3 protein-coding genes are annotated in these 26,595 nt (G+C 75.9%); all 3 read left to right on the top strand.

All coding sequences use genetic code 11. From position 1 onward, the window contains the following. Positions 1 to 2 precede the first annotated feature (2 nt). From QC282_RS02325 to QC282_RS02315, 3 genes are read left to right on the top strand one after another with little or no spacing between them, the layout of a single operon-like run. Complete coding sequence (locus tag QC282_RS02325) at positions 3 to 10,742, top strand: SDR family NAD(P)-dependent oxidoreductase (RefSeq protein ID WP_279547452.1); 10,740 nt, start codon at positions 3 to 5, stop codon at positions 10,740 to 10,742. Continuing rightward, the gene (locus tag QC282_RS02320) at positions 10,739 to 25,447 is read left to right on the top strand and encodes an SAM-dependent methyltransferase (protein WP_279547451.1); all 14,709 of its coding nucleotides are present in this window, start codon (positions 10,739 to 10,741) and stop codon (positions 25,445 to 25,447) included. Before QC282_RS02325 ends, QC282_RS02320 begins: the two co-directional genes overlap by 4 nt. Before the next feature lie 8 nt (positions 25,448 to 25,455). Continuing rightward, the gene (locus QC282_RS02315; RefSeq protein WP_279547450.1) at positions 25,456 to 26,568 is read left to right on the top strand and encodes a MupA/Atu3671 family FMN-dependent luciferase-like monooxygenase; all 1,113 of its coding nucleotides are present in this window, start codon (positions 25,456 to 25,458) and stop codon (positions 26,566 to 26,568) included. Positions 26,569 to 26,595: the final 27 nt, after the last annotated feature.

Genomic DNA, 26,595 nt, shown 5'->3' with positions numbered 1-26,595 from the left:
TCATGCCGCAGAACCGGTCATCCGTCCAGCGCTCCCACGACCTGCTGCGCCCGCTCGCCGGCCGCCGCGCCACCACCGGCGTCGGCGCCGACGACCCGGCCGTCCGGGACCACCTCGTCCACCAAGTGCCGGTGCTGCCCGGCGTGTTTCTCCTCGACCTGGTGCTGCGGACCGTCCAGCGGGCGGGCGTCGACCCCGGCCTCGTCGTGCTGCGCCGCATCGTCTTCCACGCGCCCGTCGTCGGCGCGGGCGAGCGGTGCGCCGTCGAGGTCGTCCTCGGCGACGCGGACCCCGGGCAGCCGCTGCCCGTCACCGTGCGCAGCCGCCCCGCGGGAAGCGACCGGGCACCGTGGGAGACCAACTGCACGGCCGAGATCCACCCGGCCGACGGCGCGCCGTGGCGGCGGATGGACCCGGCCGGCCTGGTGGCGCAGGCGACCCGCACCGTCGACGTCGACGAGCTCTACGGCTTCGTCCGCGCCCTCGACATCCACCACCGCGGCTTCATGAAGGCGTCCGGCACGGTGCACGTCGCACCGGGTCACGCGCTGGCGCGCATGCGGCTCGCGGACGAGGCGACGGAGCACGTGGGCCACTTCCACGCCCACCCCGCGGTGCTCGACTTCGCCACGCTCGTGCCGATGCTGCTGTTCCCGGAGCAGGACCTGGGCACGCCCCGGCACGCCTACATCCCCCTCTACATCGAGTCGCTACGGGCCCGCACCGGCGTGGGCGCCGAGAACCTCGTCCACGTGCCGGGACCGGTCGCCGGAGGATTCGACAGCGAGCTGTTCCAGGCCGACATCGAGGTCTGCGGCCCGGACGGCGAAGTCCTGGCCGAGCTGACCGGTTTCCGCGCCAAACGGGTCCGGTCCGCCGCGCTCATCACGGACCGCGCCCGGCCGCCGGCCGACCGGCCCCAGGCGCCGCCGCCGACGATGCCGGAGCCCGCTCCCGTCGGGGCGTTCGAGGAACGGGTCGCGGCGCTGGTCGCGCGGCGCCTCGGCGTCGAACCCGACCGCGTCGACCGCGAACTCGGCTTCTACGAGTGCGGCCTCAGCTCGGTCGACCTGCTGAGCCTGGTCGGCGACCTGGAGGAGATGCTCGGTACGGACCTCTACCCGACGCTGCTGTTCGAGCACCCCACGGTCAGACGGCTCGCCGACCACCTGCGGGCCGAGTACCCGGACGTGGACCAACCGCCGTCCGGCGCGAAGCAGATTGAGCAACCGCGGGCCGAGCACCGGGACGTGGACACGGCGCAGGCTGAGCAACCGCGGGCCGCGGACCGGGAAGCGGACCGGGTGCGGGCCGCCGCGATGCGGGTGACCGGCCCGCCGTCGGTGCCCGCCGCGGTTCCCGACTCCGCCGCCCGCGCGGCCGACGGCGACCCCGAGCCGCTGGCGATCGTCGGCCTCGCCGGCCGCTACCCCGGCGCGCGGACCCCGGAGGAACTCTGGGAGGTGCTCGCCGACGGCACGGACCGGGCGACGCCCGTCCCGGCCGACCGCTGGGACCACGAACCGTACTTCGACCCGCGCCGCGGCACACCCGGACGCACGTACTCCCGCTGGGGCGCCTTCTGCGACGGCGTGACGGAGTTCGACGCGCCCTTCTTCCATCTGAACGCCCGCCAGGCGGAACTGATGGACCCTCACGAACGGCTGCTGCTCCAGGCGGCATGGGAGGCGATCGAGGACGCGGGACACACCCCCGAAGGACTCGCCGCCCAGACCGACCGGTCCGTGGGCGTCTTCGCGGGCGCCATGTGGAACGACTACCAGCTGCACGGCCTGGAGCGGCTGCGCGCCGGGACCGCCGACATCGCCGGCTCCTGGTCCTCCGCCCTGTCCAACCGGCTGTCGTACTCCTTCGACTTCGCCGGACCCAGCATCACCGTGGACACCGCCTGCTCCGCGAGCCTGGCCGCGCTGCACCTCGCCGCCGACGCGATACGGCGCGGCGAGTGCCGCGCGGCCCTGGTCGGCGGGGTGAACCTGTCCCTGCACCCGTACAAGTACCTGCGGCTGGCCGAGCTGGGGCTGCTGTCACCGACCGGGCGCTGCCGCCCGTTCGGCAGGGACGCGGACGGCTACGTGCCCGGTGAGGGCGTCGGCGCCCTGCTGCTGCGGCCGCTCTCCGACGCGCTGGCCTCCGGCGACCACGTCTACGGGCTGCTGCGCGGCTCGGCGCTGCTGCACAGCGGGCGGACCGGCGGCTACTCCGTACCGAGCCCCGAGGCCCAGGCACGGGTGGTGTCCGCCGCCCTCGCCGACGCCGGAGTCCCGCCGCGCACCATCGGCTACGTGGAGGCGCACGCCTCGGGCACCGTCCTCGGCGACCAGATCGAGGTGGAGGCGCTCACCTCGGTGTACGCGCGGCACACCGGGGACCTCGGGTACTGCGTGATCGGCTCCGCCAAGCCGGTCGTCGGCCACCTGGAGGCCGCGGCGGGCATGGCGGGCCTCACCAAGGCGCTGATGGCGCTGCGGCACCGCACCCTCCCGGCCGCCGGCGACATCGGCGCGCCCGCCCCGGGAATCCGCTGGGAGGCGACGCCGTTCCGGCTGCCCGCCGAACCCGAGCCCTGGCCCGCCCCGGTCGACCCGGACACCGGACGCCCGGTGCCCCGGCGCGCCGCCGTGAGCGCCTTCGGAGCGGGTGGCGCCAACGCCCATGTCGTCATCGAGGAGTTCACGGCCGCGGACGTTCCCGAGCGGACCGGCACCGACCGGCCCCTCGCGTTCCCGCTGTCCGCGCGGACCGCCGACCGGCTGCGCGAGCAGGCCGGGCGACTGGCCGACCACCTGCGGGCCCGGCCCGGACTGCGCCCGGCCGACGTGGCGCACACCCTGCGCGCCGGACGCCGCCCCATGGAGCACCGCCTCGCCGTGGTGGCCGCCTCGACGTCCGAACTCGCCGACGCGCTGCGGGCGTTCGCGGACGGACGCCCGCCGGCCTGCCCCGCGTACGCCGGAACCGCGACCGTGGGCACGGGCACGACCGTGGGCACGGGCACGACCATCGGCATCGGCACCGGCACGACCGGCACGACCGGCACGGCCGGGGAGACGGACGCCGCCCGGCACTGGGCCGCCGGCGGCCCCTCCGACTGGCCCGTCCTCGACGAAGTACGCCGGATCTCGCTGCCGACCCACCCCTTCGAGCGGCGCCGGTACTGGCTCGGCGACCCCGGGCCGGGGAAACCGTCCCCGGCGCGCGAGGAGCCCCGCACCGCCGGGCCGGACCGTCCCGCCACCCTGCTGTACGTCCCGGACACCCGCCCCCTGCCCCTGCCGGACCGCGCGACCGCTGCCGTGCCGGACGGTCCGCTGCTGCTCCTGGACGCCGACACCGACCGCGTGCGGGACTTCCGCGCGCTGCACCCCGAGGTGGTCCGCGTCAGGCCCGGCATGTCCTACCAGCGGCTCTCCGCCGACGAGTTCGAGATCGAGCCCGGCGACGCCGAACACTACGTCCGGCTCGTGGAGACCCTGCGCGCGGAGCACCGCGCCCCGCGAGCCGTCCTCCACCTGTGGCCGCTGGCCGGGGACACCACCGGCGACACGAGCACCGGCGGCGTGGTGTCCGCGCTCCTGCTGTGCCGCGCCCTCGCCGTCGGTCCGACCCGGCCGCTGCCGGTGGTGTACGCCTACCCCGCCCGAGGCGCGAGCCCGGCGCACGCCGCCGTGGGCGGACTCGCCCGCAGCATCCGCCTCGAACAGCCGAAGCTGCTGCTGAAGACGGTGTGGCTCCCGGCGCCGGCCGTCGAGGCGCGGGAACTGCTCGCCGAGGTGTACGCACCGGCCGACGTCTACGGCACCGAGATCCGGCACACCGGCCGGGGCCGCCTCACGGAGGCGTTCGTGCCGGCGGGACCGCCCGACGCGTCCCGCGACCCCGTGCGCCTCGCCCGTCCCGGCGGCGTCTACCTGATCACCGGCGGGGCCGGCGGGCTCGGCCTGCACACGGCCCGCCGCATCGCCGCGTCCGGTGACGTCGGCGTGGCGCTGCTGGGCCGTTCAGCCGGTGGCGCCCGCACGGACCGGGCCGTCGCCGAACTCCAAGCCCTCGGCGCGCGTGCCGCCTACTTCTCCGCCGACGTGACCGACCGGACCGCGCTGTCGGCCGCCGTGCGGGACGTACGGGAACGGTTCGGACCGCTGACCGGGGTCGTGCACGCCGCCGGCGTCCTGGAGGACTCACTGGTCGTCAGCAAGAGCCGTCCGGCGGTCGAGCGGGTCCTCGCCCCGAAGCTGCCCGGCGTCGCCGCCCTCGACGCCGCCACGAGCGACGACCGGCTCGACTACCTGCTGCTCTACTCCTCGCTCGCCGCGGCGGCGGGCAGCGCGGGCGGCGCCGACTACAGCGCCGCCAACCGCGCCCTGGACGCCTACGCGGCCTGGCGCGAGGAGCTGCGCCGGGCCGGCGAACGGCACGGCGTGACCGTCTCGATCGACTGGCCGTTGTGGCAGGACGGCGGTATGGGCATCGACCCGGCGCTCCAGGACCGCGTCCTCGCCCGCACCGGGTCGGTCCCGCTCGACACGGCCACCGCCCTCGACACCCTCGACACCGTCCTCGGTCTCGGCGCCGAACGCGTCGTCGTCCTGCACGGCGACGCCGCCCGGCTCAGGGCTTCGCTGGAGACGCCGCGCGCCGGCTCGGACTCCGGCGACACCACTGCTGACGCCGGACCGGCCGACGCCCCGGACCTGCGTGGCCCACTCGACGCCCACGTCCTCGCAGCGCTCACCGCGGCACTGCGCCGCGGCGGCAAGTACGTGCAGCCGTCGTCCGTACGGGACGCGGGATTCATGTCCCTGGGACTCAGCTCGCTCGAACTCGCCTCACTCACGGCCGAGTTGGGTTCCTGGCTCGGGGTCGACCTGCCGGCCACGACACTCTTCCGGCACCCGGACACCGACCGCCTGGTGAACCACCTGCTCGACACCCACCCCGACGCCGTGCGCGCCGCGCTGCGCCGCGAGGCCGCCTCCGCACCCGACGGGATCGTCTCCGCACCCGACGGAACCGCCTCGGCAGCCGACGAAACGGCCTCCGCATCCGACGCAACCGCCCCCGCGTCCGACGTGGCCGCCCTCGCCGACGCGCCGACACGGCAGCCCACGGCACCGGCGCCCCGTGCCGTCGCCGACGACCGGGACGGCGCGCCCCGGCCGGAACAGCCCGTCGCCGTCATCGGCATGGCGGGACGCTTCCCCGGCTCCGACGACCCCGCGGGATTCTGGGCCGACCTGCTCGGCGGGCGCGACCTGGTCACCGAGGTCCCCGCCGACCGGTGGGACCACCGCCTCTACCACGACCCGCACGGCGAGCGCCCGGACGCCACCGACTGCGGCCACGGCGGCTTCCTCGCCGACGTCACCCGCTTCGACGCCGCCTTCTTCGGACTCACCCCCGCCGAGGCCGAGGGCCTGGACCCCCAGACCCGCCAGCTGATGGAGGTGCTCCACCGGACGGCCGAGGACGCCGGTGTCGCCGGCCGCCTGCGCGGCTCGGCCACCGGCACCTTCGTCGGCCGCTGCTTCAGCGACTACGACCAGGCCATGACCGCCGCCGGACGGCGGATGGGCGCCCACGACGTGACCGGCACGTCCGTCACCATGGCCGCGAACCGCATCGCCCACCACTTCGACCTGACCGGCCCCTCCCTCGTCGTCGACACGGCCTGCTCCTCGTCCCTCTACGCCCTGCACCTGGCGGTCGCCGCCGTGCGCCGCGGCGAGTGCGACATGGCGTTCGCCGCGGGGACCAACCTCATCCTCGACCCGCGGCACTACGTCCGCAGTTCCGCGCTGGGCGCCCTGTCGCCGTCCGGCCGCTGCCACACCTTCGACGACCGCGCCGACGGATACGTGCCCGCCGAAGCCGTCGTCGCCGTCCTCGTCAAACCCCTCGACCGGGCCCTCGCCGACGGCGACCCGATCCACGCCGTCGTCCGCGAGGTCGGCGTCAACCACGGCGGCCGGGCCGGATCGGTCACCGCGCCCAGCCCCGCCCGCCAGACCCAACTGCTGCTGGACACCTGGGCGCGCGCCGGGATCGAACCCGACGACCTGGGCTACCTGGAGGCGCACGGCACCGGAACCGCCCTGGGCGACCCGATAGAGATCGAGGGCGCCGTCGAGGCGTTCCGCCGCCACACGGCACGGTCCGCGTTCTGCGCGGTCGGCTCCGCCAAGGCCCACCTCGGACACGCGGAGGGCGCCGCGGGCCTCGTCGGCGTCGTCAAGGCCGTACTGCAGATCCAGCACGGCGTGATCCCGGCCATGCCGGACTACCAGCGCCCCAACCCGCACTGCCGCTTCGAGGACACTCCGCTCCACGTCAACACACGCCCCGTCGACTGGCGCACCCGCGACGGACGGCCGCGCCTGGCCGGGGTCAGCTCGTTCGGCTTCGGCGGGTCGTACGCGCACGCCGTCATCGAACAGGCGCCGGTGCGCGAAGCGGCTCCCGTCCCGCGCCTGCCCCGGCTGTTCCCGTACTCGGCCCGCGACGGCGAGGCGCTGCACCGGCTCGTGCGCGCGCACCGCGCCTTCCTCGCCGCGACGCCCGGCATCCCGCTCGACCGGATGGCGGCGACACTCCACCACGGCCGCGAGGCGATGCGGCGCCGGGTCGTTCTGGTCGCGGACTCCCACGAAGGCCTGCTGGCCGCGATGGACGCCTACCTCACCGACCCGGGCGCCTCGGCCGGGGTGCACGTGGCGGCCACCGCCGACGCCCCCGGCGAGCCGCTGCTGGAGGCGGCCCGGGCCTGGGCGGCGGGAGCCGCGCTGCCCGCGACGGCCGCGCCGGACCCCGCGACGGCACGCGTCAGCCTGCCGACGTACCGCTTCGGCGGCGCGCGGTACTGGTTCGCCGAGACGGCGGCCGACCGGGCGGCCACCGCCACCGGGCAGCCCGCCGGACCCGCGGCCGGCCTCCCGCAGCCCGCTGCCCCGGCCGACGCACCCCGGCCCGCTGCCCCGGCCGCCCTCCCGCAGCCCGCTGTCCCGGCGGACGCGCGGCTGGTCGCCGTCCCGGCCGAAGTGCGTGACGCCCAGGAGCACATCCGGCGCAGCGGCTTCGACGGACGCCGTGCCGCCCAGGGGATGGAACGGCTCAACGACCTGCTCAGGCGCTGGTGCGTGCACCTGCTCGCCGACGGCGGCGCCCCTCCGAGCGCGCACCGACTGCGCGCCCTGCTGGCGGACGAGCACCACCACGGCCGCCTCGCCGACGCGCTGGCCGCACTGATGGCCACAGTGCCCGCCGCGTCCCGCACCGCCGCCCCGGACTTCCCGGCCGACGCGTCCCGACTGGCCGCCGAACACCCCGAACTGGCCCCGTGGCTGAAACTCGTGGGGGTCTGCCTGCCCCGGCTGCCCGAGATCCTGACGGGCCGGGCCGACGCGCTGGAGGTGTTCTTCTCACCCGACCACCCCGACCTGCTGCTGGGCATCTACGACGGCAACACCGTGGCCGACCACCACAACGAGATCGTGGCCCGCCTGGTGGCCGGCCGGGTGCGCGCCCTGCGGGAGTCCCGCCCGGACACGCCGGTGCGCCTGATCGAGATCGGCGGCGGAACCGGCGGGACGACCCGCCGGCTGCTGGAGGCCGTCGCCGGGCACGGGGACGCCGTCCAGTACCGGTTCACGGACGTCTCCCCGGCCTTCCTGCCCGCCGCCCGCGCCCGGTTCGCCGACACCCCGGTGGACTTCACCTGCGCGGTCCTCGACCTCGACCGGGACCCGCTGGAGCAGGGCTTCGCACCCGGCGGCGCGGACATCGTCGTCGCCGCCAACTCCGTGCACGCCACCCGGCACCTGGGCGAGAGCCTCGGACGGATCAGGCGACTTCTCGCGCCGTCCGGCGTGCTCGTACTGGAGGAACTGGTCCGCAACCACGACTGCATGACGGCCATGATCGGACCGCTGCCCGGCTACTGGTCGGCGGTGGACGTGGAGGCGCGGCTGCCGCACTCGCCGTTCTTCGACGTCCCGCGCTGGCGCGCGGCGCTGGCCGAGCAGGGCTTCGAGGCGACCTGGGCACTCGGCGCGCCGGACCTGCGGGAAACCGAGTTCGACAACGCGGTGATCTTCAGCCAGGTGCCGGCGGCGGCCGGGACCGCTGGGGGCGCCGGGGTGACCCGCCCGGCGGAGGCCCCTGCGCGGGCGTCCAGCGCGCAGCACCCGGCCCCGCCGGAGCCCGCGCCGCTGGAGCCCCCGTCGCGGGAGCCCGCCCCGCAGGTGCCCGCCTCCCCGGAGTCACGGCCGTCGGACCCGCGCCCCGGCGAGCCGCGCGCACCGCGACCCCAGCGGCAGGGACAGCCCGCCGCCCCGGCGGCCGACGCCGACGAGGTCCGCGAGCGGCTGGTCCCCGTCTTCGCGCGGTTCTTCGGCCTCGCCACCGACCAGGTGGACACCGCCGTCACCTTCGACCACTACGGGATGGACTCACTGAGCGCCATCCAGCTGGTACGCAGCCTGGAACCGGAGTTCGGCAGGCTGCCCAAGGTCCTGCTCTACGAGCACCCGACGATTGACTCGCTGGCCGCGCACCTCGCCGAACACGCGCCGGTCGCGTCGCGGAGGCACAGCCGGGCCGGGACGGCGGCCACCCCGAGCGGCGCCGACGCGGCTCGGCCGCCGCGAGACACCCCGGACACCGAACACGAACCCGCCGCCGCGATCCCCGTGCCCCCGGAACACACGCCGCGACCGCACCCCGCCCCCGCCCCCACGGCCGGCGCGGACGCCGACGATCCGATCGCCATCGTGGGCATGGCGGGCCGCTTCGCCCGCTCACCCGACCTGCGCACCTGGTGGCGCCACCTGCGCGACGGGACGCACCTCGTGGGGGAGATCCCGCCGGACCGGTTCGACTGGCGTGAGGTCTTCGGCGACCCGCACCGCACGCCGGGCACGGTCAACAGCCGCTGGGGCTCCTTCATCGACGGCGTCGACCGCTTCGACGCCGACTTCTTCGGCATGACGCCGCTGGAGGCCGAACTGATGGACCCCCAGCAGCGGATCATGCTGCAGACGGCCTGGCAGGCGGTGGAGGACGCCGGCCACCGCCCCGCGTCCCTGCGCGGCACCCGCACGGGGGTCTTCATCGGCGCCACCTCCCGCGACTACGACTGGCAACTGCACCGGGCGGGCCGCCACCGCGAGGGCCATGTCGTCAGCGGCAACGGCCACTGCCTGATCGCCAACCGCATCTCCTACCAACTGGACCTGCGCGGCCCCAGCGAGGCCGTGGACACGGCGTGCTCCAGCTCGCTCACGGCACTGCACCGGGCGGTGCGCGCGGTCCGGTCCGGCGAGTGCGAGGCGGCGCTCGTCGGCGGGGTGCACCTGTTCCTCACCGCCGACCTGTTCGTCGCCCTCGGCCAGCTCGGCATCATGTCGCCCGACGGCCGCTGCGCCGCGTTCGACCGGCGGGCCAACGGCATGGTGCGGGGCGAGGGCGCCGTGGCGGTCCTGGTCAAACCCCTGTCCCGGGCGCTGGCCGACGGCGACACCGTGTACGCGCTGGTGCGCGGCAGCGGGGTCTCGCACGGCGGCGGGGGCCACATGGACTCCCTGATGATGCCCAACCCGACGGCCCAGGCGGAGCTGATCACCACCGTCTACCGCGACGCCGGCGTGGACCCGCGCACCGTCGGCTACGTGGAGGCCCACGGCACCGGCACCGAGGTCGGCGACCCGATCGAGGTGCGCGGTCTGCGCAAGGCGTTCGCCGCGCTCGCCGGCAGGCCCGACGGCGAACCGGTCGACCCCTGGTGCCTGCTCGGCACGGTCAAGTCCAACGTGGGGCACACCGAGGCCGCGGCCGGACTGACCGGCGTCGTCAAGACGGTGCTGGCCATGCGGCACGGCATGCTGCCGCCCACGCTCCACTTCACCGAGGCCAACCCGCTGCTGGACCTGGACGGCAGCCCGTTCCGCGTCGTGGACCGGCTGACCCCGTGGCCGGCGGGCGGCTCCCCGCGGCGCGCGGGCGTCAGCGCCTTCGGCCTCGGCGGGACCAACGCGCACGTCCTGCTGGAGGACTACCCCGACACCCGGCCCGCCCCGGACGCGTCCGCCGGTCCGGTCGTCGCCCCGCTGTCCGCCCGTACCCCCGAGCGGCTGCGCGCCCAACTGCGGGAATTGCACGGCTTCCTCACCCGGGACCCGGCCGAGCAGGCCGGACCGCTCGCCCTCACCGACATCGCGCACACCCTCGCCGTGGGACGGGACGCGATGGCGCACCGCGCGGCGTTCGTCGTCGCGACGACCGGCCAACTCGCCGACGCGGTGCGCCGCCTGCTCGACCAGGAGCCGGGCCCGGACACCTTCACGGGGTCCGCCGAGCGGGGACCGGACGGACAGGGAGCCAACGGGCGGGCCGACGCCGCCGCACCGGACCCCGACCCCCACGGGGCGGCCCGGCGCTGGGTGTCGGGCGCGGGCCTGCTGCCCGCCTCCCCGGGCCGGCGCGTGTCCCTGCCGGCGTACCCGTTCGAGGCACAGCGCCACTGGGCGGAACCCCTCGAACCCACGGCGGCCGCCCCGGCGACCGCCGTGACACCCGCCCCGGCACCCGCCGTGGCGTTCGCTCCGGCGTCCGCGGACGCTCCGGCGTCGGCAGCCGGGACCTCGCTGCCCGAACTGCTCCAGGCACTCAACGAAGGCCGCCTCTCGGTGGACGAAGCGGAACGGCTCATGGAAGGTGCGCAGTGATCTCCAGGCAGAACCGTCGGGACATCCTCGAGCGCGTCAGGGCGGGGGAGCTGGCCGTCTCCGACGCGGTCGCCCTCATGGGCACGGCAGCCCCCGGCGCACCGGCCGGGGCCGCCCCCGCCGACCCGGCCGTGCCGGCGGGCGCGCACGAGGTGGTGGCGTTCACGTCCGGCTGGGAGCGTACGGCGCCGACCGGGCACCGGGCGCCGCGGCACGGGCGCCCGCCACTGATCGTGCTGGACCCGTCCGCCGCCCGCCGTCCCGGCATCGTGGCGCCGGGGACCGGCAGGGTGGTCGAGGCCGTCGCCGGACCGTTGCCCGCGTCGGACACCGCCGCCGCCCCGATGCCGGGCCCCCGTGTCGTCCAGCTCGGCGACGACGCGTCGTGGGAGCGGCTGTGGGCGGCACTCGCCGCCGCCGACGAGCTGCCCGACCGCATCGTCCTGGTCACCGCCGAGGGGCCCGAGCACTGCCTGGACGTCGTGTACCCGGCCGTGCGCACCCTGATCCGCGGCCGGATCGGCGAGCGCCTCGCCGTCGCCTGCCTCGCGGTGGGGGAGGACAGTGCCCGGGCCGCGGACGCGCTCGGCGGCTTCTGCTCGATCGCCGCCCAGGAGGACAGCCGGCTCCATCCGGTCGCCGTGTCCGCGGACGGCTCCGCCGACCCCGTCGCCCTGGCCCTGGAGGAGCTGGCGGAACCCGTCGCGCCGCTGCACCAGGTCCGCCACGACGCCGGCGGCCGGTGGGTGCGGACCATGACGTCCCTGCGACTGCCCTCCGCCGGACCACTCGCCGCCGGTGTCCACCTGCTGTCCGGCGGTGGCGGCGGCATCGCCCTGAGCCTCGCGGAGCTGCTGGCCCGGACCCCCGGCGCCCGGATCGTCCTGCTGGGCCGCTCCCACCCCGGCACCCGCGTGGCGGAGACCCTGCGCCGCGTCAACGGCACCGGGACGGAGCGGGTCCGGTACGTACACGGCGACGTGACCCGGCCCGACGACGTACGGCGTGCCGTCGCCGAGGCCCGCGCGGCGTTCGGCCCGGTCACCGACGTGCTGCACCTGGCCGGGGTCAACGAGGACGCGTACATTGCCAACAAGGCACCCGGCGCCCACGCGCGCGTGCTGGCGCCCAAGCTGGCCGGCGCCCGCCACCTCGACGAGGCGACCCGGGACGAACCGCTGCGCCACTTCGTGCTGTTCTCCTCGCTCGCCGGATACGCGGGCCATCCCGGACAGGCCGACTACGCCGCCGCTAGCCGTGCGCTGGGCGGCTTCGCGGCCCACCGCGCCGCCCTGGCCGAGGCGGGCCGGCGCAGCGGACACACCGTGTCGGTCGGCTGGCCCCTGTGGGCCGGCGGCGGCATGACCCTCAGCGACACCGACCGCCGGGCCGTCGAAGTGCTCCAGGGCATGGTCGAGATGCCGCCGGACACCGGCCTCGCGGTGATGACGGCGGCGCTGCGGTCCGAGGCGCGCGAGATCGTCGTCGTCCACGGCCACCGCGCCCGCATCGAGGAGTTCGTGCGGGCCCGCCTCACGGGCGCGGCGGCGCCGGGCGGTTCCCGGGACGAGCGGCCGGCCGAGCCCGCGGCCGTACCGGCGGCGGAGCCGGAAGCGGCCGAGGCGGCACGGACGTTCCTGCTGGAGCTGGTGTCGCGACTGACCCGTATCGCACCCGGCAGGCTCCGCTCCGACCAGGAGTTCTCCGCGCTCGGCATCGACTCGGTGATGATCAGGCGTCTCACGGCCGCCCTGGAGGACCGGCTGGGACCGATGCCCGTGACGCTGCTGTTCGAGCACCGCACGGTGGACGACCTCACCGACTACCTGGTGGCCCACCATCGCCCGGCGCTCACCGCGACGGCCGGCACGGCGACCGCTCCGGCCGGGGGGCCAGCGGTCCCCGCCGGTCGGCCCGCCCCTTCGGCCGCTGAACCCGCGGCCCCGGCCGGTCAGCCCGCAACTCCCGCAGTACAGGCCCCCGTCGAGGCCGACACCCCCTCCACCGGCACAGGCCCCGCCCCGCGGGCCACCCCCCGGCCCGCCGTCCGACCGCCGGACGACGACGCCGCGCCCGACGACGCCGTCGCCGTCATCGGCCTGGCCGGCCGCTATCCCGGCGCGCGGGACGTGACACAGCTGTGGCGGATGCTCGTGGAGGGCCGGGACGCCATCGGCGAGATCCCGCCGGAGCGGTGGGACAAGGAACGCTGGTTCGACCGCGGCGACCGTCGGCCGGGCACCAGTTACGGACGCTGGGGCGGCTTCCTGGACGACGTGGCGCGCTTCGACTCGCTGTTCTTCTCCGTGGCCCCGCGCGAGGCCCGGCGCATGGACCCCGCCGAGCGGCTGTTCCTGGAGGTCGCCTGGTCGGCCCTGGAGGACGCCGGGTACACCCGCGCCCGCCTGCACCGCACCACCCGCACCGACGAGGGACACGCCGTGGGTGTCTTCGTGGGCACCACGGGCCTGGCCTACGGCCTGGTCGGCGCCGAGGAGTGGGGCAAGGGCAATCCGGTCCCGGCCTACTCGATGGAGTTCTCCCTCGCCAACCGCCTCTCCTACTTCCTCGACGTGCACGGCCCGAGCCTCACCGTCGACACCGCCTGCTCCGCCTCCCTCACGGCTCTGCACCTGGCCTGCGAGAGCCTGCGGCGCGGCGAATGCCGGACGGCCGTCGTGGGCGGCGCCCACCTCAACCTCCACCCGATGAAGTACGCCATGCTCGCCGAGCAGCGCATGATCTCCCCCGACGGGGTCTGCCGGGCGTTCGGCGACGGCGGCAACGGGTTCGTCCCCGGTGAGGGCGTGGGCGCGGTGGTGCTCAAGCCGCTGGCCGCCGCCCGCGCCGACGGCGACCGCGTCGACGCCGTCATCCGGGCCACCGCCATCAGCCACGGCGGCCACACCAACGGCTACACCGTGCCCTCGCCGCGCGCCCACGCCTCCGTGATAGCCGCGGCACTGCGCCGCTCCGGGATCGACCCGGCGAGCATCGGCTACGTGGAGGCGCACGGCACCGGCACGGAACTCGGCGACCCCATCGAGATCGAGGGCCTGGCCCGGGTGTTCGGCCGGTCCGCCGACGAGGGACAGTACTGCGCGCTCGGCTCGGTCAAACCCAACATCGGGCACGCGGAGGCCGCGGCCGGCATCGCCGGACTCACCAAGGTCCTCCTCCAGCTGAGGCACCGGACACTGGCGCCGACCCTGCACAGCGACCCGCCCAACCCGAAGATCGACTTCGCCGCGACGCCGTTCCGCCTGCAGCGCACCGCCGAACCGTGGCACCCCCGGCCGGGGCACGACCTGCGCCGGGCCGCGCTCAGCTCGTTCGGGGCGGGAGGCGCCAACGCGCACGCCGTGATCGAGGAGTACCGGGACGCCGTGCCGGCCGACGCCGTGCCGGACGAGGGCGGCGATCACCTCGTGGTCCTGTCCGCCCGGACGCCGGACCGCCTCAAGGCCGCCGCCGACCGGCTGGCCCGCTTCCTCACCGCACCCGACGGCGACCGGCTCCGGCTGGACGACATCACCCACACCCTCCAGACCGGGCGCGAGGCCTTCGAACACCGCGTGGCGTTCGTCGTGCCCACCCGCGCGCGGCTGGTGGAGGCGCTCTCGCGGTACGTGACGACCGGCGCCGCCGACGCGGCCGGCCACGTCGCACCCGAGGCACCCCGGCGCGAGACGGCCGACGCGCGCGGCCTGTTCGCCGGGCGCCGCCTGCACGAGCTCGCCGCGCGCTGGGTCGCGGGGGAGGAGTTCGACTGGCCGGAGGCCGCCGACCGGCGTGACCGGCACGGCCGAGCGCCCCGCGCCGTGCCCCTGCCCACCTACCCGTTCGTCGGTCCCGTGCACTGGCCCGACACCGTGGCCCCGGCGGTTGCCGCTGCCTCCGGCCGGACTCCGGTCCCCGCGCAGGCCGACGGGACGGCCGACCGCGCGCCGCTCGCCGAGCTGGGCGTCGCGGCGGACGGGGCGGCCGAGTTCGTGGCCACCCTCACCCGCGACCACCCGTGGGTGGCCGACCACCTCGTCGACGGCCGGCCCGTCCTCGCCGGCGTCGCCCACCTGGCGCTCGCCCGCGCGGCGGCGCAGCGCGTGACCGGACGGCCGGTCACCGAACTGAGCGAGGTGCGCTGGCGCACCGCCCTCGTCCTGGACGCCGACGAGCAGCCCGTCGTACGCGCCCTGCCCGCCGCCGGGGACGGAGCCGTCCGTGTCGAGATCGGCACCGGCACCGGCGAACGGCGCGTCGTCCACGCCACGGTCACGGCCTGGACCCCGCCCCGCCCCGGCGCCCCGCCCCGCGCGCCGAAGCCCCTGGACATCGCGTCCGTCCGGCTCGGCTGCCCCCGGGAGGTGAGCCACGAGGCGTTCTACGACCGGGCCCGCGCCGCCGGCCTCGACTACGGCCCGTCGTACCGGAGGGTGGAGCGCCTGTGGTGCGGCGAGGGCGAAGCCCTGGCCGAACTCGCCGAACCGGCCGAGCGGACGGCACCGCCCGCGCCGACGTCCGGCCGCGCCCCCGGCGGCATCGGCGACCCCGGCGTCACCGACGCCGCCCTGCACGCCGTGCACGGAGCCGTGCCCGCGTGGGAGGAGCCGGCCACGCTGCCGGCGGCCGTCGACCGGGTCCGCCTGCACAGCGCGGACGGAGTCGTCCGCCACGCCCACGCCCGGCTGGTGGCCGCCGACGCCGCACGCGGCACCGTCAAGTGCGACGTGCTGATGACCGACGCCGAAGGCCGGGCCCTCGTCGAGTTCACCGGGCTGACCGTGGTGCGGCCGTCCGGCTCCGCCGGAGTGCCCCATCTGGTGCCCGTCTGGCGCGTGGCACCCCGCCTCGACGTCCCGGACGCCGCACCGGCCGGGGACCAGCCCGGACCTGCCCTGGTGCTCACGGCCGGACACGACGCGGGCCTCGCCGCCGCGCTCGTCCGCCACCACGGCGGCGCGAGCGAGACGGCCGACCTGACGGCACTGCGGGACCGCGACGACCACCTGGCCCTGCTCCAGGCTCACCCGGGCATCCGCACGCTCTACTTCGCCGGCGGCGTCGACACCCGCCGCCACTCCTCCACCGACCTGGCGCATTTGGAGTACAGCCGGCGGCACGGCTGCCTCGCCCTGTTCCACCTGGCGCAGGCCCTGGCCGAGCTGCGACCGCGCGGCCTGCGGCTCGTCGTCCTGACCAGCGACAGCCAGCAACCCCTGCCCGGCAGCCCGGTCGACAACCCGTTCGCGGGATCGCTGCACGGCATGGCCCGCACGCTCTCCCGCGAACTGCCCTTCCTCGACGTGGTCTGCCTGGACCTCGCGCGCACGGACCTCGAAGGATGCCGGGCCTCCGGCACCTGGGCGCCCCTCGTGCGGGCCGTCGCCGCCGAACCGGCCGCCGCACCGTTCACGGAGACCGCGCTGCGCGAGGGCACCAGGCTCGTCAAGCGGCTCGCCCCGGCCGAGCTGCCCGCCCCGGCGGACGACCGGCTGCCCCTGCGGCGCGGCGGACGCTACCTCGTCGTCGGCGGTCTCGGCGGCCTCGGCCGCGTCGTCGGCGAACACCTGCTGCGCGACTGGGACGCCCGCCTGGTGGTGATGGGACGCCGCCCCGAACGGCATCTGCCGGACGGGACGCTCGCGCGACTGCGCGCCCACGGCGGGCAGGTCGAGTACCTGCCGGGCGACGTGACCGACCCCGCCGCCGCGCGGGCCGCCGTCCGCCTGATGCACGAGCGGTACGGCGGCGTCGACGGAGCCGTCCACACGGCGTTCGTCCTCGCCGACCGGACCATCCCCCAGTCGGACGACGCCACCTTCGACGCCGCCTTCGCACCCAAGACGCGGGGAACCGTCGCCCTCGCCGACGCGCTCACCGCCGAACCGCTCGACTTCTTCGCCCTGTTCTCCTCGGCCATCGCCCACACCGGCAACCCCGGCCAGTCCAACTACGCCGCCGGCTCGACGTTCATGAGCTCCTACGGCGCCCACCTGGCCACCCGGCTGCACTGGCCCGTCACCGTCGTCGACTGGGGCTTCTGGGGCGACGAAGGCGCCGTCGCGACCCCCGAGCACCGCGAGCGGCTGGCCCGCTGGGGCGTGCAGCCGCTGACCGCCGCCGAGGGACTGCACGCCTTCCGCCAGGTCCTCGCGGCCGGCCTCACCCAGGTCGCACCCCTGCGCGCGGACCTCGCCGAACTGGGGCGCGTGACACCCCTGGAGCCGGGCACCCGCCACCGGCGACCCGCCGCCCACGGTCCCGCACTCGCCGCCCCGGCAGGCCACGACCGCTCCGCAGCCGCAGACGGCACCGGCAGGGACGTGCTCGCCGCGCCCGCCGCGGCCGTGATGGCGGCGCAGCGCGCGGACGGCGAACCCTACGCGCCCGACTACCTGGACGCCGTCGACGACTACGCACGCCTCGCCCTGCTGGACACCCTGCGCGAAGCCACCGACTGCCTGGCCCCCGGCGCGCACTTCACCCGCGCGGAACTGCTGCGCGGCCTCTCCGTCCACGACGAGCGGCTCCCGCTGTTCGACGCGCTGCTCGCGTCCCTGAAATCGGCCGGCCACGTGCGGTCCGACCGAGGCCGGCTCACGGCACCGACCGCGGCCGACGCGGACCGCCGCCACCTCCTGCGCCACGAACTCCTCACCCGTTTCGTCCACTTGGCGCCCACGCTGGACCTCCTGGACGACTGCGCCGCTGCGCTGCCCGACGTCCTGGCCCGACGGCGGCGCGGTCTGGACGTCCTCTTCCCGGGCGGCTCCGACCGGCGCATGGCCGCCCTGTACGCGGACGATCCGCGCACCCGGCACTTCAACCGCCTCACCGCCACCGCCGTACGGGCGGCGGTCACCGAGGCCGTCGCGGCCGACCCGGCCCGCCGCGTACGCATCCTGGAGATCGGCGCCGGCACCGGCGCCACCACCCGCGCCGTGCTCGACGCGATCGACGACCACCGGGACTCCGTCTCCTACCACGTCACCGACATCTCGCCCTCCCTCGTCGCCGGAACCCGCCGGCGCCTGGCCGACGGCCGGCCCCACACGGACTTCCGCGTCCTTGACATCGCGGACGACCCGGCCACGCAGGGCTTCGACGGCGACCGGTACGACATCGTCGTCGCCACCAACGTGCTGCACGCGACGCGGGACATGCGGCGGACGCTGCGCAACGTCGCCGAACTCACCGCGACCGGCGGCCTGCTGGCCGTCAACGAGGCCACCCGCGTCCTGGACGCGGTCACCCCCGTGTTCGGCCTCACCGACGGCTGGTGGCTCGCCGGGGACGCCGGGCTGCGGCTGCCGCACGGACCGCTGCTCGCCCCGGCCACCTGGCAGGCGCTCCTTGCGGAGGCCGGATTCGACCGCAGCCGGCGGTTCGGCGTGCACGGCTGGACCGACCACCAGGCCGGACAGCACCTCTTCGTCGCCGAACGAGGCCCTTGGCGTACGGCATCGCCCCCCGCCGCCCCGCCGCCCGCGCGGCGGGAACCCGCCGACCGGCCCGTGACACCGGCCGAACCGCAGGCCCCGGCGTCTGCGAACGGGTCCGGGGACCGGCTCCTCGCGGGCACCACGGAGCATCTGCGGAACCTGTTCGCGGACCTGCTCCGACTGCCGCCGGAGGAGGTGGACCCGGCGGTGCCCCTGGCGTCCCTCGGCACGGACTCCCTGACGGTGATGGAAGCGGTCGAGCGCCTGGAACGCGACATCGGCCCGGTGCCGCGGGAACTGCTGGTGACCGGCGAGTCGGTCCGCTCGGTGGCACAGGCCCTGGTGAGCGCCAAGGGAACGGAACTGGCGGCGCTGACGGGAGCCGCCGGCGCGCCGACCGACGACACGCCGTCCCCGGTCCCCACGGCGTCCGACTCCCCGGCGCCGGCACCGGAAGAACCCTCGCCGCACCCCACCACCGCCCGGCCCGCTCCCGAACCGGTCGCGCCTGCTCCGACGGCTCCCGAAACCGCTGCCACCACCGCCCGGCCCGCTCCCGAACCGGTCGCCCTCGCCCCAACGGCCCCCGAAACCGCCGCCACCACTCCCACCGCTCCCGAACCCATCGCCGTCGTCGGCATCGCCGGCCGGTATCCGGGTGCCGCGGACGTCGACACGCTCTGGGAGCACCTGCTCGCCGGGCGCAGCCTCATCACCCCCGTCCCACCCGGACGGTGGAGCGCCGAGGAGTCCGGCGACGGGGCGGCCTGGGGCGGGTTCCTCGACGACGTCGACCGCTTCGACCCCCTCCTCTTCCGCATCTCGCCCCGCGAGGCCGAACGCATGGACCCGGCCGAACGCCTCTTCCTGGAAACAGCCTGGGAAGCACTGGAGGACGCGGCGCTGCCCCCGTCCCGGCTGCGCGCCCGGGCTGCCGGTGACGGCGACAGGACCGGCGTCTTCGTCGGCGTGATGCACCACCAGTACGCGCTGCTCGGAGCCGAGGAACGCGGCCGCGGGAACGCGGTACAGGCCCTGTCCTCCGGCTGGTCCGTCGCCAACCGCGTGTCGCACACCTTCGGCCTGACCGGCCCGAGCATGGCGGTGGACACGGCCTGCTCCTCCGCGCTCACCGCCGTCCACCTCGCCGTGCGGAGCCTGCGCGACGGCGAGTGCGGCACGGCGATCGCCGGCGGAGTGAACGTCATCCTCCACCCCAGCCACCACGCCGACCTGGCCGCCGCCCGGATGCTGTCCCCGCACGGCACACCCCGGGTCTTCGACACGGCCGCCGACGGCATCGTCACCGGAGAGGGCGTCGGCGCGCTCGTCCTGAAACGGCTCTCGGACGCGCTGCGCGACGGCGACCGCGTGCACGCCTGTATCCGCGGCTCGGCCGTCAACGCCGACGGCCCCACCGAGGCGTACGCCGTCCCCCGCGCCGAGGCGCAGGTCGACCTCATCACCCAGGCCCTGCGGGCCTCCGGAGCCGACGCGCGCACCGTGCAGTACGTGGAGGCGCAGGCCACCGGCTCACCGGTCGGCGACCCCGTCGAACTGGCCGCCCTGCGCGAGGCGTACGGCGTCCGGGCCGACGGTCACCGGCTGCGGATCGGATCGGTGAAACCGAACACCGGACACCTCGAAGCCGCCTCGGGCGTCGTCCAGTTGACGAAGGTGATCCTCCAACTGCGGCACCGCACCCTCGCACCCACCCTCGGCACCGACGGGCCGCCGACCGCGGACGGCTTCCTGGTGCCGCGCGAGCCCGTCGCCTGGCCCGAGCCGCCGGCCGGGGAACCCCGGCGGGCCGCCGTCAGCTCCTTCGGCGCGGGCGGCGCCAACGCCCACGTCGTCCTCGAAGGGGCACCCCGGCCCGACCGGGCCGACGACACCACCGGCAGCCGACGGCCCGCCCGGCCGCTCCTGCTGCTCCTGTCGGCCCGCAGACCGGACGCCCTGCGCAGGTACGCCCGGCGCCTCGCCGCGTTCCTGGAGGGTCCCGGAGCCGCCCTGAACCCCGTGGACGTCACGCACACCCTCCGGGCCGGACGCGAACCCCTGACAGCGCGGCTCGGTGCCGTCGTCCACGATCTCGCCGACATCGTCTCGGTGCTCACCGCGTACGCGCAGGAACGCCCGCACGACCGGCTGGTGACCGGCCCCCGGGGCGAGGCGCCCGACCGGCACGACCTGCCGTCCCCCGACGCCGAGGTCCTGGCACAGGCCCGGCGCTGGATGGACGGCGAGCCCCCGGACGGCCTCGCCGCGCCCGAGCCCGGCGCCCGCATCGTCTCCCTGCCGCACTACCCCTTCTCCGACGGCCGCTACTGGCTCCGGCCCACCCCCGCCGACCACGGCACCACAGGCCCGGCCCCGGCGCATCAGGCTCCGGCGCATCCGGCTCCCGCGGATTCGGTGCCGGTGGACCTGTTGGACCCGGTGCCGACCGAGCCGGTCACGACGAGTTCTCTCCCGGTGGACCCCGCCCCCTCGGACCCCGTCCTCTCCGCCGTCACCGCCGAGCCCCTTCCGCCCGCCATCGGTTCCAGCCCTTCCGAGGAGCTCTCCGTGACCCCCACGCACCCGACCGCCGACAGCGCGGGCAGCACACCGTCCGCCGTGCACGCGATGCGGCACGTCGTCACCGAGGCCATCTGCGCACTGGTGGGCGTGACGCCGCAGGACATCGACCCCGGCGACCACCTCAGCGACTTCGGGCTGGACTCGGTGACCATGGTGCAGCTCGCCGACCGTCTCTCGCGGACGACCGGCGCCGACCTCACCCCCGACGTCCTGTACGGCTGCCGGGACATGGCGGCCGTGGTCGACCACCTCGTCAAGGCCACCGCCACCAGGGCCCAGACGCCCGCAGTCACCCCCGCCCCCACCCCCGCCCTCGCCCCCGCACCGGCGCCGGCCGACGACGAGCCGCAGGCCGCCGTTCCCGCTGCTCCCGGCGCGTCCCGGGCCTCGGCCTCCGCCTCCACCCAGGTGGCCGCGACAGCCCCGGCGTCTCCGGCGGTCACGTCCGCCCCCGCCGGATCGCGCCACGACCGCGTCAACGAACCCGTGGCCGTGGTCGGCATGTCCGGGTCGTTCCCGGGATCGCCGGACCTCGACAGCTTCTGGAACAACCTGGTCCAGGGCCGCGACCTGATCTCCGAGGCACCGTCCGAGCGCTTCGCCGCCGCAGCGGGCACGGCCCCCGTCCGCGGCGGGTTCCTGGACGGTGTGGACCGCTTCGACGCCGGGTTCTTCCAGATCACCCCGCGCGAGGCGCGCGTCATGGACCCGCAGGCCCGGCTGTTCCTGCAAACCGTGTGGGCGGCCGTCGAGGAGGCGGGCTACGACCCCGCCGACCTCGCCGGCAGCGCCTGCGGCCTGTTCGTGGGCGTGGCCTCCTCCGAGTACGGCGAACTGGCCCGCGAGCGCGGCGTGGACGTCGACGGCCAGCTGATGACCGGCAACGACCACAGCGTCCTGGCCAACCGGGTCTCCTTCCTGCTCGACCTGCGCGGCCCCAGCGAACCCGTGGACACCGCCTGCTCCAGCGCCCTCGTCGCCGTGCACCGGGCCGTCCGCGCCATCCAGACCGGTGAGTGCGACCTGGCCGTCGCCGGCGGCGTCAACGTCATCGTGGCGCCGACCGCGTTCGAGGCGTTCGGGCGGTCCGGCATGCTGGCGCCCGACGGCCGCTGCAAGTCGTTCGACCACCGTGCCGACGGATACGTGCGCGGCGAAGGGGTGGGTGCCGTTCTGCTCAAGCCGCTGAGCAGGGCGCTCGCCGACGGCGACCACGTGCACGGCGTCATCGCGGGCTCCGCGACGAACCACGGCGGACGTGCCGCCTCGCTCACCGCCCCCAACCCGGCGGCCCAGGCCGAGGTGATCTCCCTGGCCCAGCGGCGCGCGGGGGCCCGGCCCGAGACGATCGGCTACGTGGAGGCGCACGGCACGGGAACGGCCCTGGGCGATCCCATCGAGGTGACCGGCCTGCGCACGGCCTTCGAGACGCCGGGCGCGGACGGCACCGTGTCCGTTCCGAGGCAGTACTGCGGGCTCGGCAGCGTGAAGACCAACATCGGCCATCTGGAGACGGCGGCCGGCATGGCGGGCCTGTTCAAGGTCCTGCTGTCCCTGCGGCACGGCATGCTGCCGCCCACGCTCCACGTCGAACGCGTGAACCCGCTGATCAGGCTCGCGGACTCGCCGTTCCACCTCGTCACCTCGGCCCGCCCCTGGACCCCGTTCACGGACGCCGGCAGTGGGGCGCCGCTGCCCCGGCGTGCCGGTGTCAGCTCGTTCGGCTTCGGCGGCATGAACGCCCACCTGGTCGTGGAAGAGGCTCCCGCGCCCACCGCGTCCGGGCCGTCCGCCCCCGTGTCCGACGGCGACCGGTTGTTCGTGCTCAGCGCCCGCGACGACGAACGCCTCCTGGCCGCGGCCCGCCGCCTCCTCGAACGCCTGGAGCGCTGGGAACGCGACGGACACCTGCACGCCGTGTCGCCGGACGACGTGGCCTACACGCTCCAGGTGGGGCGCCGGCCGCTCACCGCGCGGCTCGCTGTCGCGGCCCCGAGCCTCGCGGACGTCGCCGACGCCCTGCGCACCCACCTCGACGGCGGTGACGACCCGCGCCTGACGAGGAGCCGGGACACCGGCCCGCGTTCCGCCGACGAGGACGACCTGAGCGACGCCGTGCGCCGGGCCGTCGCCGGGGACTTCGGCAGGCTCGCGGCGCTGTGGGCGGCGGGCGCCGACGTCGACTGGCGGTCCCTGCACGCGACGCAGGCCCGCGCCAGGGTCTCCCTGCCGACCTACCCCTTCGCCCCCGAACAGCACTGGCTCCCGCCGGCCACCGCCCCGACGACGACACCCCGGGCCACCGCCCAGACACCCGCACACCGGGCCACCCCACCGGCGCCCGCACCCCGGGCCACCGCGCCCCAAGCCCCCACGGCGCGGCCCGCGCCTCCCGCAACGGCCACCCCGAAAGCCTCGCCCGCCCCGAAACCCGAGCCCACCCCCGAGCCCACCCCCGCACCGCAACCGGCCCGCACGGCAACGAACACCCCGGCGCCGCAACCCGTCCCCGCCCCGCCCGTTGCTGCCTCCGCCTCCACCTCTGCCTCCGCTTCCGCGACCCCCGACCTCCCCGACCGGCTCGCCGGCCTCCGGCAGCACGTCCGTGAAGCCGTGGCGGACGGCATCGGCATCGCGCCCGAAGCCGTCGACCCCGCACGGGACTTCGCGAGCTACGGCGTCGACTCCATCGGCGCCATGCGGATCATGCAGACCGTCCAGGACCGCTACGGCGACCACATCCCGATGGCGGCGATCCTCGAACACCCCAGCGTCGACCGCCTCGTCGTCCACCTCGACCAGAGCTACGTGCTGCCCGACGCCGTACCGGAAACCCTCGACGCCGTCGCCACCGGCCCCGCCCGCAAGGCGCAGCGGCCCCTGCCGGCCGCGCGCCCGTCGGTCGCGGCGCCCCGGCTGGTGCCCCTGACCGGTGACCGCGCCGGAGACCCGGTGTACTGCCTCTTCGGCGACACGGGCGAACTCACCTGGGTGATGCACCTGTGCGGGCACCTCGCCGAGCACGGCCCGGTCACCGGCGTCGAGGCACCGGGCTTCCCGGAGGGCGCGGACCCGGCCGCGGACATCAACCTCCTCGCGCGGGCCTGCGCCGACGCGATCGGCGCGGCCCACCCGGGCGGCTCCTGCCGGCTCGCCGGACACGGAGTCGCCGGCCTGGTCGCCGTCGAGACCGCCCGCATCCTCCAGGACCGCGGCCTGCAGATCACCGAACTGCTCCTCGTCCAGACCCCCGGACCGGGGGAGCAGCCGCTCGCCGAAACCGGGACCGAGTCGCTGGCCGAGGTGGCCGCACCCCTCGCCGGTGTCTGGGGAGCGGACCGGCCGCCCGCCGCCGCGGACCTCGCCGGACTCACGCCGAAGGCCGCGCTGGACCGGGTGACCGGCGCCCTCGGCCCGTCCGCGCCGATGGACGCCGACGCGCTCCGGGGCCGGCTGGAGCGTGCCGCAGCCTGGCGGGCGGCCCTGGTCGCCGCCGCGGCCGTACACCACGCGCGGCCCCTCGGCGGACTGGAGCGGACCGTGGTCGTGCGGGCCGTGCCGGCCGACGGCGGCGACGGCGGGTACCACCGGTGGATCGCACCGCCGCCCGACCTGGTGGACCTCGACGTCGAGCCGTGGCTCCTCGTCTCGGCCGGGAACGCGGCGCGGGTGTGCGCGCCGCCCGCCGCACCCGAACCGGCCGCGCCCCCGGCGCAGACGGCGTCGCCGGTCGTCGCGATCAACCGGCACGGGGACAACCGGCGGTCCGTGTGGGCGCACAACCTGTACGGCGAAGTGAGCTACGCGATCTACCTCTCCCGCCACCTGGGCCTGCACAATCCCGTCATCGGCCTCGAACAGATCGGCGCCGCCGCCGCGGACCGCATGCCCCGCCGGTACGACTCCGTCGAGGACATGGCCGCCCACTACGTCGGTGAACTGCGCGACCGCTTCCCCGGCGAGCCCTACCTCCTGGGCGGCTGCTCCTTCGGCGGCGTCCTCGCCTACGAGATGACCCGGCAACTGCAGCTGGCGGGCGAGGAGGTGACGCACCTGATCGCGATCGACCCGATCATGCCCGGCACCGAGGCCTGGGACAGCGTGGACTGGGGCACCGTCACGGAGGTCGAGGCGGAGGCCTTCTCCCTGGTGATGCTCGGCAACGCGATGTGCCAGCGCTGGGGCGTCGGCGAGCAGATCGGCCTCGCGTCCCTCACCGGCCTGGACCTCCAGGCGCAGCTGGACCTGGTGGCGGGCCACATCCGCGACCGGTCGGCCGCCCGGCCCGACCGGGAGATGATCAAACAGCAGATCCTGGTCCGGCACGAACTGATGCTGCACAACGGCGACCTGCTCCAGGCCTACCGGCCGGCCCCGCTGCGCACCACGGTGCCCACCACGCTGTTCCACGCCACGCAGGGCTTCCTCGCGCCGGGCAACAGCAACGACCTGCCGGCGGTGCCGCGCACCAGCGACGACAAGTCCAACGGGCTCGCCGGGTTCGTCGGCCCGCGCATCACCATCCACGAGATGCACGCCGACCACCACACCATCGCCCACGACGACAACCTCGCCCGCATCGCCCGGATGCTGTCCCCGGTGCTGGCCTCCCGGAACTTCCCGACCAGCCTGTTCCCGGCCTCGCTCAACCCGGCCGGCCCCGACGGCACCAGGTGAGGAGCCTGATGGACTTCAGCGTCTACTTCTTCTCCGCGAACGACCGCAACGACTTCGGCACCCGCTACCGCTTCATCCTGGACGTGGCGCGCTTCATCGACCGGCACGGCTTCACCGCCATCTGGACGCCGGAACGCCACTTCCAGGAGTTCGGCGGCAGCTTCCCCAACCCGGCCGTGCTGTCCGCCGCGCTCGCCGTGGCCACCGAGAACCTGCACCTGCGGGCCGGCAGCGTGGTCCTGCCGCACCACCACCCCGTCCGCGTCGTGGAGGAGTGGTCCCTCGTGGACCAGCTCTCCCGGGGCCGGGTGGGCGTGTGCCTCGCCACGGGCTGGCACCAGGGCGACTTCGTCTTCTACCCCGACCACTACGCCGAGCGCAGGCAGTACACCCTGGACCACGTGGAGACGGTGGCCGCGCTGTGGCGCGGGGAGACCCGCACCTTCCCCGGCCCCGACGGCCGGGCCCTGGACGTGCGCACCTATCCGCGGCCCTGCCGGCCGGAACTGCCGATGTGGCTGGTGCACACCTCCAACCCGCAGACCTGGGTCGACGCCGGTGAACGCGGCCTGAACGTCCTGTCCCTGCTGACCAGTTGGGAGAAGCTGGAGGAGGACGTGAGCCGGTACCGCGCGGCCCGGGAACGCGCCGGCCACGACCCGGCGGCAGGCACCGTCACCGTGGGCATGCACACCTACGTCGGCGACGACGAACAGCGGGTGTGGGACCTGGTGCGCGAGCCCGTCAAGCGGTACCTCGCCTCGTTCATGACCCAGAAGCGCAACGACGACGCGGTCAGCGGCCAGTCCCGCGGCGCCGACGCCGCCGAACAGGACCGGCTCGCCGAGCTGATGGCCGAGGACTACTACAGCCGCCGGTCCCTGCTCGGCACCGAGGACAAGTGCGCCGCCACCGTGGACAGGCTGCGCGCGGTCGGGGTGGACGAGGTCGCCTGCCTCATCGACTTCGGCCTGCCCTTCGACACCGTGACCCGGGCCCTGCCCGCCCTCGACGCGCTGCGCCGCCGCTGCGCCACCACCCGGCCCGAGCCGCAGCCGGCCGGCCCGTCCGCCCCGGCACGGGCCGACGCCGAACCGATGAGCTGGTACTACACCACCTGACCGCGCCGTGCGGTGCCGCCGCGGCGC

Source organism: Streptomyces sp. DH24 (assembly GCF_029813775.1).
Lineage (GTDB): Bacteria > Actinomycetota > Actinomycetes > Streptomycetales > Streptomycetaceae > Streptomyces.
This window is presented reverse-complemented; position numbering and strand designations above follow the sequence as displayed.

Excerpts from the sequence above, each read along its gene's own strand:
- QC282_RS02325 (WP_279547452.1), top strand. The coding sequence starts at position 3 with ATGCCGCAGAACCGGTCATCCGTCCAGCGCTCCCACGACCTGCTGCGC.
- QC282_RS02315 (WP_279547450.1), top strand. The coding sequence starts at position 25,456 with ATGGACTTCAGCGTCTACTTCTTCTCCGCGAACGACCGCAACGACTTC.